Annotated in this window: 13 protein-coding genes; 4 read left to right on the forward strand and 9 right to left on the reverse strand. The window is 48.4% G+C overall.

The features are described from left to right. Positions 1 to 119: 119 nt before the first annotated feature. Positions 120 to 407 carry a hypothetical protein gene (locus tag BLS44_RS24025; RefSeq protein ID WP_090393292.1) on the reverse strand — a complete coding sequence of 96 codons (288 nt, stop codon included), beginning with the start codon at positions 405 to 407 and terminating at the stop codon, positions 120 to 122. Positions 408 to 711: 304 nt separating this feature from the next. Between BLS44_RS24025 and BLS44_RS24030 the strand changes: the two genes are divergently transcribed. Beyond that, positions 712 to 1,608 (forward strand): DUF6528 family protein, encoded by an 897-nt coding sequence (locus BLS44_RS24030; protein ID WP_090393232.1) that lies wholly within the window; start codon positions 712 to 714, stop codon positions 1,606 to 1,608. A gap of 170 nt (positions 1,609 to 1,778) precedes the next feature. Here BLS44_RS24030 and BLS44_RS24035 read toward each other — a convergent pair whose 3' ends face one another. From BLS44_RS24035 to BLS44_RS24050, 4 genes are read right to left on the reverse strand one after another with little or no spacing between them, the layout of a single operon-like run. Next, positions 1,779 to 2,651 (reverse strand): carbohydrate kinase family protein, encoded by an 873-nt coding sequence (locus BLS44_RS24035; protein WP_090393233.1) that lies wholly within the window; start codon positions 2,649 to 2,651, stop codon positions 1,779 to 1,781. Between the two features lie 56 nt (positions 2,652 to 2,707). After that, on the reverse strand, positions 2,708 to 4,156 hold the full coding sequence (locus tag BLS44_RS24040; protein ID WP_090393235.1) for an alpha-L-fucosidase: 1,449 nt from the start codon (positions 4,154 to 4,156) through the stop codon (positions 2,708 to 2,710). Between the two features lie 9 nt (positions 4,157 to 4,165). Beyond that, positions 4,166 to 5,608 carry an alpha-L-fucosidase gene (locus tag BLS44_RS24045; protein WP_090393294.1) on the reverse strand — a complete coding sequence of 481 codons (1,443 nt, stop codon included), beginning with the start codon at positions 5,606 to 5,608 and terminating at the stop codon, positions 4,166 to 4,168. Positions 5,609 to 5,628: 20 nt separating this feature from the next. Further along, positions 5,629 to 6,612 (reverse strand): aldo/keto reductase, encoded by a 984-nt coding sequence (locus BLS44_RS24050; RefSeq protein ID WP_090393237.1) that lies wholly within the window; start codon positions 6,610 to 6,612, stop codon positions 5,629 to 5,631. Between the two features lie 1,026 nt (positions 6,613 to 7,638). Between BLS44_RS24050 and pyrH the strand changes: the two genes are divergently transcribed. The 3 genes from pyrH (at position 7,639) to BLS44_RS24065 (ending at position 10,533) form a co-directional block, all read left to right on the forward strand. Then, positions 7,639 to 8,346 carry a UMP kinase gene (pyrH, locus tag BLS44_RS24055; RefSeq protein ID WP_090393239.1) on the forward strand — a complete coding sequence of 236 codons (708 nt, stop codon included), beginning with the start codon at positions 7,639 to 7,641 and terminating at the stop codon, positions 8,344 to 8,346. Positions 8,347 to 8,503: 157 nt separating this feature from the next. Beyond that, the gene (pdxH, locus tag BLS44_RS24060) at positions 8,504 to 9,151 is read left to right on the forward strand and encodes a pyridoxamine 5'-phosphate oxidase (protein WP_090393241.1); all 648 of its coding nucleotides are present in this window, start codon (positions 8,504 to 8,506) and stop codon (positions 9,149 to 9,151) included. A gap of 146 nt (positions 9,152 to 9,297) precedes the next feature. After that, positions 9,298 to 10,533, forward strand: coding sequence for a PepSY-associated TM helix domain-containing protein (locus tag BLS44_RS24065; RefSeq protein ID WP_090393243.1), 1,236 nt, complete (start codon positions 9,298 to 9,300; stop codon positions 10,531 to 10,533). 80 nt (positions 10,534 to 10,613) lie between these two features. On the opposite strand, the gene BLS44_RS24070 is transcribed toward BLS44_RS24065, so the two are convergent. From BLS44_RS24070 to BLS44_RS24085, 4 genes are all read right to left on the reverse strand, one after another. After that, positions 10,614 to 10,733, reverse strand: a complete 120-nt coding sequence (locus tag BLS44_RS24070; protein WP_090393296.1) for a 30S ribosomal protein THX — start codon at positions 10,731 to 10,733, stop codon at positions 10,614 to 10,616. Between the two features lie 173 nt (positions 10,734 to 10,906). Further along, positions 10,907 to 11,176, reverse strand: coding sequence for an HU family DNA-binding protein (locus tag BLS44_RS24075; RefSeq protein WP_090393245.1), 270 nt, complete (start codon positions 11,174 to 11,176; stop codon positions 10,907 to 10,909). Between the two features lie 300 nt (positions 11,177 to 11,476). Further along, on the reverse strand, positions 11,477 to 11,791 hold the full coding sequence (locus BLS44_RS24080; protein WP_090393248.1) for a DUF4286 family protein: 315 nt from the start codon (positions 11,789 to 11,791) through the stop codon (positions 11,477 to 11,479). After that, positions 11,791 to 12,561 (reverse strand): exodeoxyribonuclease III, encoded by a 771-nt coding sequence (locus tag BLS44_RS24085; RefSeq protein WP_090393250.1) that lies wholly within the window; start codon positions 12,559 to 12,561, stop codon positions 11,791 to 11,793. The genes BLS44_RS24080 and BLS44_RS24085 overlap by 1 nt, the downstream gene beginning before the upstream one ends. Positions 12,562 to 12,643 lie beyond the last annotated feature (82 nt).

The raw sequence follows: 12,643 nt of genomic DNA on the forward strand, positions 1-12,643 counted from the left end.
AGGATCGTTTTCCTGTAAAAGATAAACAAACTTATCGACATTTATCGCATAAACAAAATCAATTAAATTTATAATTCTATAGATTAAATCGATTCAAATACCAAACCCTGATGCCGCTGTCAGCTCCAAAGCTGTATCAGCGATTCCAGCTCTTCTTCCGGGGATTGGGCGGGCATCGTAGTACCTGCACGGCGGTACCAGTAATCCGCATTCCACGAATCGCCTTCTACCCGGTGCAGGTAGGCATGCAGCCGGTCAAAATCCCGTTCTCCTTCATGATCCTGCGCAACCTGGTGCGCTGCTTCCCAATTTCCTTTTGCGGCATGCCAGAGCCCCGATTGCAAGGCTCCCATACCGGCAGGCTGCTCAGTTGCGGCCAGTGATTCTTTAAATTCCTTATACAACATCTTCTTTGATTTTGTGTCATCAAAAATACCCGTTTCCGGAGCGTTGAACAATGGGCGCATCACAAAAAAGCACATTTTGTTTAGCTGACCGCTGATTGTTCCCTTGTATATTTCAGTTTAAAGTTTAAGGTTCAACGTCAGATCCGCGTGTATACCTTAATGACACTGATGACTGAAAACCGATAGCCGAAGACTGCCCGAAATTGGGGGAGCTGATAACTGACGGCTGATAGCTATTATTTACCGGAGACGCCTTAACTTTAATCCTTTACCGGGCATAACAAATCAAAATCCATTAAAAGAAATGATACGACCTGTATTCCGCTTCAGCTTCCTGTGTGTATTGCTGCTGAGTTCCTGTACCTCCAAAACAACGATCAACGCGGGAAGTGCAGATATTGTAGTATGTGGCGATGATAAAGTGTTGCTGCTCAACAGCCGGAAATCTGCCACAGCGCCTGCCGTCAGCTGGCGCTGGAAAGTAAGCGATGCACAGGGTCTCCCCCCTGCCTACCAGAAATGGATGGTTCCCCTGGATGATTGCAAGCCGGTGATGAACCGCTCCAGGCTCCTGCTGACCTCATCCGGAGGCGGCGTGGTACTGCTGGATATTAAAACCCAAAAACCTGTTTTTTATGCCCGCGTACCCATGGCTCATTCCGCCGAGATCCTGCCCGGCAACCGGGTGGTAGTAGCGCTTTCCACCCATCCCCAGGGAAACAGCATTGAACTGTATGATCTTGATAAACCGGAGCAGCGGTTGTTCAGAGATTCCTTATACTCCGGGCATGGTGTGGTATGGAGCCCGAAGTACCAGCGGCTGTTTGCTCTGGGGTTTGGCGAACTCAGGGCCTATGCCTTACAAGACTGGAACAGCGCTGCACCGCGTTTGCGGCTTGAGCAAAAATGGAGACTTCCATCTGAAGGCGGGCACGATCTTTCAGCAATGGATCCGGAGACCCTGATCGTTACCACTCATCATAATGTTTTCACCTTTGCGATCCCGGAAGCGCGCTTTAAGGTTTTTGAGCCATTAAAGGAAAGGCAGAACATTAAATCGGCTAACTATGATCCGCACAAGAAACAGCTCCTGTTCACACAGGCTGAAGAAAGCTGGTGGACCTATCATATTTATATGCGCAACCCGGACAGGACCATTACGATCCCGGATATAAAGCTTTACAAGACCCGCTTTTTCTAAGAAGCTGTTTCTAATAAGAGGTTGCTACAAAAGATAAAGAAGCGTTTTGCCCGGGCTTGTTCCCGGTTCATCCAATAGCCCTGGCAAGATCCCGGTAACCAATGGCATTGGGGCTGGCGGAGACCGGGGAAACGATTATGCCGAAAACAAGAAAAGCCGGCTGCTGACGCCTATATTTTAGCAGGATCATATTCAGGACAGGCTCCTTTTTGGGTTGCGATAAACGCCCCAAGCCGGCAGGCGAAGTCCAGTGCAGCTTCGGGGCTGCCGCCCTTTTGCAGTTGCGATAGAAACCCCGCCAGGAAGGCATCTCCGCTGCCTACGGTATCCACCACGTTTACGCGGATACCCGGATGTTCGTAAAATGCGCCATCCGTATAATAAGCCGCGCCCCCGGCACCCCTTGTGATGATGATATCCCGGATCGAGAACCGTTTCCCGAGCGCCTCCGCCTGCTCCCGCACCGAACCGGTAAATGTATACCAGCCGCTGAGCAGCTCCAGCTCATTCTCATTCAGCTTCAGCACTGTGGCCTCATTCAGTAGTGCTTCGATCAATTCCTGTGTAAAATGCGGTGGCCGCAGATTAATATCCATTATTTTTTTGTTTGCACCGGACAACAGGTTAAACAGGGTTTTACGCGAGTGTTCGTTACGGGCGGCAAGGCTCCCGAAGATGAACAGTTCTGCCGCAGCCACCTTTTCCGCAGCCATGTCCCTGTCATCAATAAAATCCCAGGCCACCGGAAAAACAATGTCATATTGCATTTCATAGTTCTCCCCGGGTGTGGCCAGAACCTTTCCCGTGGGATAAACCGGATCGGTTTGCACCAGTGCCGTGTTTACATGATGCCCGTCCAGGAAACGGATCAGCCGTTCTCCATCGGCATCGTTTCCTTTTTTTGACAGCACCCCGGCTGCAATCCCCGACTGGTTCAGGTGATACGCCACATTCATGGGTGCTCCGCCCGGCTGTGCCCCGTCGGGCAGTACATCCCAGAGGATTTCACCAAAACAAATAGCTGTATGGAATTGCCCTGTCATAAAAAATCATTGTTTCTGTTAAAACACGCAAAGTTCATATCATCCGGTACCGGCCCTTAATACAGGGCCAGGTTAGAGATCAGCGGTGCGGCTTTGGAACCTGTAATGCGCAGCCTGATCCTGGAGGTAACAACCGGGTCGATCTTTAAAATACGTTTATACCCGATGGTAGTACCGGTGGCGATCTCTTTCCAGCTGCCGCCTTCCTGCGCTTCTACCACGAAGCCACTTATACGCTGTCCCAATGCAATATATTCCTGCAGCAGTACATAACTGATCTTTTTAGCCGCCGGCAACTGTACTTCAACATCGGCCTTGGTTACTCCATCATCCGTTGCCCAATATGTATTCCTGTCTCCATCGGTGATCTTTGCACCGTTATAAACGGCCGAATGGCCCCTAACATTGCTGGCTTTTACGCGGGCCTGTTTTGCAAGATTATGGGTCAACCGTTCATCCAGCAGTTTCTTAAATCCTTCTAATGCCGCCACATCGGTCGGGTGAAAAACCCCGTTACGATCGGGAGGAATATTCAGCAGCAGGTTTGAGCCACGCCCTACAGAAGTCAGGTAAATGTTAAACAGTTGTTCCGGCGTTTTTACCTTACTATCTTCTGAAGCATGATAAAACCAGCCCGGGCGGATGGAGACATCTACTTCTGCCGGGATCCATTTTGTACCATCGGCAGACCCGGTATTCAGTAACCCGGTGATCCCTGCTTTGCCTGCATACAACGTATCGGGTGTAATGCTGTTCCAGTTGGTGGCGCCAGCCACACCGCTTTCGTTACCCACCCAGCGTATATCGGGACCGGCATCGCTAAAAAACAGCACATTGGGCTGCATGCTGCGCACCAGCTTTAAAGTAGCGGGCCAGTCATAATAAGCAGCGCCATTTATTTTTCTTTTCTCATTTGTTCCCCCGTAATAGCCGTCGCCTCCATTTGCACCATCAAACCACATTTCAAAGATGGGACCATAAGTGGTAAATAGCTCTTTCAGCTGGTTGCGGTAATAGGTTATATAGGATGGGCTGCCGTAATCCGCACGGTTGCGGTCCCAGGGCGACAGGTACACCCCAAACTTCAGCCCTGCTTTCCGTGCCGCATCGCTGGCCTCTTTCACCACATCGCCCTTCCCGTTCTTCCAGGGACTATTCTTTACAGAATGGTCTGTATATTTACTGGGCCAGAGTGTAAACCCATCATGGTGTTTCGTGGTAAGGATCATGGCCTTAAATCCTGTCTGCTTCAGCACTGCAGCCCACTGATCGGCATCTACTTTTAAAGGGTTAAATATTTTAGGATCTTCGTCGCCAAAGCCCCATTCCTTATCCGTAAACGTGTTGGTTGTAAAATGGATAAAGGCATAGGTTTCCAACTGGTGCCAGGCCAGCTGCCGGGCAGAAGGTACCGGGTATACCGGGGCCGGAGGTGCTGTTTTTTGGGCTATGCCGCATAACGAAAGCCCGATACACAGGAAAGAGCTGACTACAATCTTCTTCATATACTATTTTTAATCTTTTACAAAAGAGAAAGCGAATGCTGTTGCATCCTTCATTGTTTTTAGTTTAGCAGGCAGCTGCAGGATTACCTTGCTGCCTTTTGCTTCCCATTTTATTTTTTCGCCGGTAGCAACCGACCGGATCACAGATCCTTTACGCGGCAGGTTACCTTCCCACGCAACAACTGCGGGTGTTTGGTCATCTTTGATCAGCGCGATCGCATAATTTGTTTTACCATCTTTTGAGCGGGTAAACCAGGTATTGCCGCTGTTATAAAGTTCGGTTGTGCGGGTGTTGTATATGGCCGCTCCATTCACCTTCAGCCATTTCCCGATCTCGTTGAGGCGGGATACGGCTTCCGCTGTTAAAGTACCATCTGGCTGCGGTCCCACGCCCAGCAGCAGGCTGCCGCCTTTGGCAACGATCTCTACCAGCGTATGGATCACCTGTGATGCCGGTTTCAGCCGGTCGCCCCGTACATATCCCCAGGCGCCGCCCAGGGTCATGCAGCTTTCCCAGGGGTTATCGATCTTATGATCCGGTACGCGCTGCTCCGGTGTCTGGTAATTCTCGTACGGGCCGTGTACCGTCCGGTCTACCATCAGGATGCCCGGCTGTGCCTCCCGGGCCATGGCGGCGATCTTCGGCATATCAATGTCCTGCCCCGATTCGGGGATCCGGGCGCCCCAGGCCCGCACTTCATCGGTAATCGTTTCTATAGGACGGACCCAGCCCCCGTCCAGCCAAAGAATATCCATATTACCGTAATTGTGCATCAGCTCGCTGATCTGGTTGTAGGTAAAGTCCTTATACTTCTGCCAGCGCCAGGGGAACTTTTTAATATCATAATTTACATTCCGGTCCGGTGTTGCATACATGGGCCACCAATAATTCTCATTATGCCAGTCGGGCTTGGAGAAGTATGCCCCGATCATAAAGCCCTGTTTCCGGAATGCATCAAATACATATTTGGCCACATCTGCCCTGGGGTTATTTCCGAAGGGGCCGTTTGAGATCTTAAAATCCGATTGTTTGGTATCAAACATATTGAACCCGTCGTGATGCTTGGTTGTAAACACCAGGTACCGCATCCCGGCGGCTTTTGCAGCGCCGGCCCACTGATCCGGATCAAAACGCACCGGGTTGAAATCCTTTTTCAATCCCCAGTACCATTGTTTATAAGTGTCGTAAGGAATGGTGCTATCCCGGCCGATCCAGTCCTCCGAGCAAATAGACCAGGATTCCACGATCCCGGGTACTGCATATAATCCCCAGTGGATGATCATCCCAAATTTCTGATCCTGCCACTGGTCCAGCTTTTGTTTTACCAGCGGGTCAGCCGGCCATTCATACAGGGAGGATTGTTGGTGTATGCCCTGCTCCTGCCCGTTGGCAGTAAGCAATAAACAGCATGCTCCGGCCAGTCCGGCCGTTTTTTTTATTTGTTTCCACATAACAGCAATATACATTTGGTTTATGAAAGAAAAGATCCGGCCAGCCATTCTTCGATCTGTGCCAGGTCGGCCTCTGCCAGTTCCAGGTGCATGGCTCCTGCATTTTCGGCCGCCTGTTTTGCATTGCGGGCACCTGCCAGTGCAGCAGCAACAGCAGGCTGATGCGCCGTCCATGCCAGTACCAGCTGCGCAACAGCAACCTGGTATCCTGCAGCCATTTCTGCTAAACGGGCCGTAAGCTCCGCTACCTTATCCATATCGAACTGCTTGAAATAATTGCTCCGGTGATCATCTGCTGCAAACTGCGATGCGGCATTGTATTTGCCCGTGAGCAATCCCCGCTCCATGGGACTGTAAGCGATCACAGAAAGCTCATTTGCCAGTGCATAAGGCACTACATCTTTTTCGATATTCCGTTTCAGCATGCTGTAAGGCACCTGGTCCGAAGCCAGTTTTACGGTTTGCTCCGCTTCTGCCAGCTGTGCACCATTATAATTGCATACACCAATAGCCCGCACTTTTCCTTCATCCAGCATTTTTTGCATGGCTTCCATGGTTTCGCTGACAGGCGTGGTGCTATCGGGCCAATGCAGCTGGATCAGGTCGATGTAATCGGTCTGCAGCCGTTTTAAACTGATCTCTACTTCTTTAATGGCATTCTCATAGCCTCCGTACTTATAAATCTTTCTTGAAACACCGGCATTATCTTTCCGTTCAAAAGCATAGTCGCCCTTTTCCTGGTCCCATACCATCCCAAATTTTGTAAGGATCTGGAGCTTGCTCCGGTCGTATCCCCGGATCGCTTTTCCCACCAGTTCTTCGCTGTACCCCATTCCATAAACGGGAGCCGTATCGATGGAGGTAATACCATTATCGATAGAAGCCTTGATTGCCGCAATGGAATCTGCCTCTTCATTACCGCCCCACATGGCACCGCCAATGGCCCAGGCGCCAAGGGTAATGGGTGTTACCGAAACATCTGTAGTACCGATTCTATTTTGCATAGTTCTTTTTTAATCCTGTTATCAAATGACCGGTAGACCGGCCGGGTGAAGGTACAATCATTCTCAGACAAATTCCGGCTAAAGAACAGTAAGGATCCATCCTTTTTTTGCTTTTTCACCACTTTTTTTACCATAATATGCAGCGCAGGTGATAACGCTCACAGATTTCGCGGATCTTCACAGAAAGCTGCGGGTATCTTAAACACCGGTGAGCAGCCGCAAGGGTGGTATTGCTTAGAAAACATACACAGGACCGGGGATGGAGCATTACAACTCCGGATTCTGTAATATTTCCTTAGTACATAGGTGCTCAATGTGTCGCTCACAGATTCCACGGATTTTCACAGAAAAATACGGGTATCTTAAACACCGAAGAGCAGCCGCAAGGGTGGTATTGCTTAGAAAACATACACAGGACCGGGGATGGAGCATTACAACTCTGGATTCTGTAATATTTCCTTAGTACATAGATGCTCAATGTATCGCTCACAGATTCCACGGATTTTCACAGAAAGTTGCAGGTATCTTCAACACCCCGAATTCAATAACATTTCCTTAGTACATAGGTGCTCAATGTGTCGCTCACAGATGCCGCGGATCTTCACAGAAAGCTGCGGGTATCTTAAACACCGAAGAGCAGCCGCCAGGGTGATATTGCTTAGAAAACATACACAGGACCGGGGATGGAGGGTGAAGAATTGAGAATTGGGCGTTGAGCCATACGAAGAATATCCGGCAGCGAGCATCTATGTCGTTTCTTTAGCATGTAAACGCTCAATAATGTCGCTCACAGATTCCACGGATTTTCACAGAAAGTTGCAGATATCTTAAACACCCCGGATTCAATAATATTTCCTTAGTACATAGATGCTCAATGTGTCGCTCACAGATTCCACGGACTTTCACAGAAAAATACGGATATCTTAAACACCATTGAGTATACAACTTTACGTAGATATTGATTTTACTGTCTGAAACAGTATCTTCGTTGCGTTAAACATTCACCTTCATTCAAAAAGAACATTCATGCCAAAGTATAAGAGGATTTTGTTGAAGCTCTCCGGAGAATCATTAATGGGAGATAAAAATTTTGGGATGGACTCCGCTGTCATTTCGCAGTATGCCCGTGAAATAAAATCCGTAACGGACCTGGGCGTGGAAGTAGCTTTAGTGATCGGCGGGGGAAATATTTACAGGGGAATGAACGAGGCAGAGACCGGTATTGAGCGGGCACATGGCGACTACATGGGTATGCTGGCCACTGTGATCAATGGGATGGCACTACAGGCCGGCCTGGAAAAAACGGGTCTGTTTACCCGGCTGCAAAGCGCCATCAAGATGGAGCAGATCGCAGAGCCCTATATCCGCCGCCGTGCGATCCGCCACCTGGAAAAAGGACGTGTGGTGATCTTTGGTGCCGGCACCGGAAATCCTTATTTTACCACAGACACGGCCGGTTCCCTGAGAGCGATCGAGATCAACGCTGATGTGATCCTGAAAGGTACCCGTGTGGATGGAGTTTATACCGCTGATCCGGAAAAAGATCCGACTGCTACCAAATATGATGAAGTTACTTACCAGGAATGCCTCACAAAGAACCTGCGGATCATGGATATGACCGCCTTCACCCTTTGTATGGAAAATAACCTGCCGATCATTGTATTTGATATGAACCAGACAGGGAATCTTAAGAAACTGGTAGAAGGGGAAAAAATCGGAACGCTGATCCATTAAAAAAAGACGCAATTTTTTTTTAGCCGCCGGGAATGCATTATCCTTTATTTTTCCCCAGGTCTATGTAAAGGATGCAACCTGTTAAAATCTGCGCCGGCCGGCGGGATATTAATCCGCGTTTCATTATTTAATAAAAGTCTAAACAGCTTCCTATACCATGAACCAGGAAATTGCCGGTATCCGGATCAATTATTCAAAAAAAAGTCTTTCAGAAACCGAAGTGGCAGCAGACCCTATCAGCCAGTTTAACCACTGGTGGCAGGAGGCGATGGAGAGCCAGATCTCGGAGGTCAATGCCATGACACTGGCTACGGCCGATGCCAACGGCATCCCCGATGCGAGGATCGTTTTATTGAAGGATGTGTCCGAGAAAGGCTTTGTTTTTTTTACGAACTATGAAAGCCGGAAAGGCAAAGAGCTCCACGAAAATCCGAATGCCTGCCTGGTCTTTTTCTGGAAGGAACTCGAACGCCAGGTACGGATCACCGGAACCGTTACCAGGGTGTCAGAAGCCGAGAGCGATGCCTATTTTTATTCCCGGCCCGCCAGCAGCCAGATTGGCGCTATTGCTTCTCCCCAAAGCGCCGTAATCCCCGGCCGCGCTTTCCTCGACCAGCAGACCCAGGCCATCACCGAGCGCATCGCCTCCGGCCAGGATATCATAAGGCCCGCCCACTGGGGCGGCTACCAGGTCACCCCCGTTTCCGTAGAGTTCTGGCAGGGAAGGCCCAGCCGGTTGCACGACCGTTTGCGGTATACACGGCAGGAAGGCCTGCTTTGGAAAATTGAGCGGCTGGCGCCGTAAAATTCAGGCAACGGTAAAACTGGGCGACTGATCGCCGAAAGCTAACAGCTGTTTTCCGATCCACCGGAAAAATTCCCGATCGCGTAAATAAAACTCCGGATCGCGAAAAGATACTGCAGGCGGCCTTGCCGATTTTTGTTGCTACTATGGATACAGGCAATGCTTCTGCTCCCCCATCAGGGAGAAAAAAAATCCCGGGACTTTTTAAAATATGGGCTTCCCGGCTGCATTTATGGCTGGGAATGACCGTTGGCATCCTTGTATTCATCATTTCCATTACCGGTTGCCTGTATGTATTTAAAGACGAGATCGAAGATCAGCTGCGAAGGGAGGTCATTTTTCACGGGGAGCCCTCCATTGAAAACAAGACCATTCTTCCCCTACGGGTGCTGGAAGCAAAGGTCCAGGAACAATGTCATGAAAAGTACAACGTGCACTGGGCAGATATCCCGATGGATAAAAAACGATCTTACCAGTTCTATTTTTATGAAACCGATCCGGACGCCTGGAATTATTTTGATGAATACATTATTTATAAAACCGCTTATGTAAACCCTTTCACGGGAAAAGTGCTGGCTGTATACGACGAAAAGAACGGCTTTTTCAATATTGTTAAGATCATTCACTGGAGTTTCCTGTTAAACAGCGGCTGGGGAAAATATGTAGTGGGTATACCGGTGCTGATCTTTCTTGTTATGCTCATCACGGGTATCATTCTCTGGTGGCCCAAAAACAGGAAGGCCCGGAAACAGCGCATCTGGTTCCGGTGGAAAAACGTGCGCGCCTGGCGCCGCAGGAACTATGACCTGCACAGTATCCTTGGGTTTTATGCTTCCTTTACTGCTTTGATCATTGCTGTAACCGGCCTGTTTTATGCCTTTACATTTGTACAAAATGCCATTTATTTCAGCTTTTCAGGCGGCAAAACCACCATACCGGATTTTTCTGATATTGTAACCCGGGCGCCGGACAGCCTGCGCAACGAACAAACCCTTGATAAGATCGGCCGGCAGGTTGAAGCCCTGTATCCTACCGCGTTCAGTTATTCGGTTGATTTGGGAAATGAGCACCTGGATAGCCATGAGCATCCGAACTTTTCCGTTTATGTGAAGCAACTGGGCTATTCCTACCATATTATGCACCAGCTGATCTTTGATGAAAACTCCGGTGCACTTCTAAAGAATTATAATCACAGGGAAAAAAATCCCGGGGAAAAGGCTATCGGGGCTAACTACGACGTGCATGTTGGCGCTATCCTGGGCCTGCCAACGAAAATTCTTGCCTTTATAACAAGCCTGGTATGTGCATCGCTTCCTGTAACAGGTTTTCTTGTATGGTACGGCAGAAGGCGGAAAAAGAAAAAGCCCAAACGAATCGCTTGAGCATACATTATTTGTTCACAGCCTATAGATCACAGTTCATAGCACCTCTATGATCCATGACCTATAAACCATCAACCCGGCTACGCCTCCTCTTTTTTCTTGGCAGGAGCCTTTGTTGTTTTTGGGTTGGCCGGACGGCTTTTTCCAAATGAGCCCTTAAAGCGCTTTCCTTTTGCTGTTTTTTTATCTCCTCTTCCCATAGTTTTAAATTTTTGCAAATGTACGGTTTCTTGCCTTTCTACCTCCAAATACCGCTATGAAATTCGGTACGGATATACTGGCCGGATAATACACCGCAGCTACAATGCCATTTTATGTAATAAAAATGCCCCGTAATGCAGATCACGGGGCATCTATTTTTTTCAGTAAGCGATCAGATCTTAGAAGCAAGCTCTTTACCGGCTTTGAAGCGGGCAACTTTTTTCGCCTTGATTTTGATCACAGCACCGGTTTGGGGATTACGCCCGTTACGCGCAGCCCTCTTGGTCACAGAAAACGTTCCAAAACCTACAAGGGTCACTTTATCTCCTTTCTTCAACGTTTTTGTTACTGCTTCAACAAAAGAATCCAAAACCGTGTTTGCCTGTGTTTTTGTGATACCGGCGTCCGCGGATATCTTGTCGATCAATTCTGCTTTGTTCATAATAAAATATTTAATGAGTGTTTTTTATAACAAGACAAAATTAGAGGGTTTTTAATGACAGTAGCAAAAAACTTTTAAGCGATAGCGCTCCTTCCGTTACCGGGAAACCCGCGCCTGATAAGACTTCCAGCAGAAAAAGCATTTAAGGAACAACACGGCCCAAACAAAGATCCCTCCTGAAACCCTTTGCTGTAAAGGGTTTCAGAGGACTATCGTCTGAAATCCACGCGGAACAAGGGTTTCAGGTAATATACAAATTATTTCAGACATTCTGCCTGCCCCCGAAAATGTTATGCACATTCAATTCACAACCTGCAAAGCCGATTCAAAGCTATAGCAATCCGTGCCCCAGGTTGTTCGCATCTGCGCATTCAACGCCGCATAATGCGAGGCCGTAAACTGCTCATAATCTGCTGCAGATCCGGCATAGAACTGAACGGCATAGGTGGGGTCTCCGTCCTCATCGCGGTTCATCAGTTTTAAGATCATGGCATCATAAAAGCATCCCGTAGCCATAAAGGCAGGTATATACACTTCCTTCAACCAGTTCAGCCATTTATCGTGAACCCCTCTGGTTACTTTAGTGGTCACATTCCATATATAAACCGGTTTCATCAGCTTTTCAATTTTAGGTAAACAGGACAATGATCGCTATGCTTTACATCCGGATAAATTTCAGCATCCGTTACTTTTCCTTTTAACGCGTCGCTAACAGTTATATAATCGATCCGCCATCCTTTATTGTTCAGCCGCACGGAAGGGAACCGCTGGCTCCACCAGCTGTAGCGGTGGGGTACATCGGGATGTACCATCCGGAATGTATCATTGAACCCGTTCTTCAGGAATTTGGTCATCCATTCCCGTTCTTCCGGAAGAAATCCTGAAGATTTTTTGTTCCCTTTCGGGTCGTGAATATCGATCGCCTCATGGGCAATATTGTAGTCGCCGCAAAGTACCAGCTCGGGGCGGGTATTGCGCAGATCATCCAGGTAGGTATAAAGTTCATCGAGCCACATATATTTGAAGGCCTGCCGCAGATCGCCGCTGGTACCGCTTGGAAAATAGGCGTTGATCAGCCTTATGGTTCCAAAATCCATTTGCAGCACTCTTCCTTCCTCATCGCTGGTATGATGACCCGTTCCACAAATAACCTGATCCGGCTTGATCTTTGTAAACACAGCTACACCGCTGTATCCCTTTTTCTGGGCCGAGAACCAGTAGTCTTCATATCCAAGCTCCTGCAGTACCCGGGTATCCACATCCTCCCGGAGCGCTTTTGTTTCCTGGATACAGATCACATCGGCCGGGTCGGTCCTCAGCCAATCCATAAAACCTTTTTTAATGGCAGCCCGAATACCATTAACATTATAACTTATAATTCGCATAGCGTACGGTTGATTAAACAAAACAAAAATAAAAGGATTTCGTTATTTAAAAATTATATATGGATTATATTCGTATCCCTGA

The organism is Niabella drilacis (assembly GCF_900101395.1).
In the GTDB taxonomy this organism is placed as follows: domain Bacteria; phylum Bacteroidota; class Bacteroidia; order Chitinophagales; family Chitinophagaceae; genus Niabella; species Niabella drilacis.